This is a genomic window from Klebsiella sp. S69 (assembly GCF_016516145.1).
Taxonomy (GTDB): domain Bacteria; phylum Pseudomonadota; class Gammaproteobacteria; order Enterobacterales; family Enterobacteriaceae; genus Klebsiella; species Klebsiella oxytoca.
Map to the genome: position 1 here is coordinate 1 of NZ_JACVUU010000104.1, position 277 is coordinate 277.

Sequence of the window (277 nt, forward strand, 5' to 3'; positions counted from 1 at the left end):
TTTTAAAGAGCAAATATCTCAAACGTCACCCGAAGATGAGTTTTGAGATATTAAGGCAGGTGACTTTCACTCACGAACCAGCAAGTGGCGTCCCCTAGGGGATTCGAACCCCTGTTACCGCCGTGAAAGGGCGGTGTCCTGGGCCTCTAGACGAAGGGGACACTGAAGTCTCAATCGCAAGACGCCTTGCTATTTACTTTTCATCAGACAATCTGTGTGGACACTGCAAAGGCAGGTTCTTTCAGGTAAGGAGGTGATCCAACCGCAGGTTCCCCTA

General features: G+C 49.8%; 1 tRNA gene. It reads right to left on the minus strand.

Annotation, left to right across the window (positions count from 1 at the left end):
• Positions 1-85 precede the first annotated feature (85 nt).
• Positions 86-161: transfer RNA gene (locus IAE27_RS29425), tRNA-Glu, on the minus strand.
• Positions 162-277 lie beyond the last annotated feature (116 nt).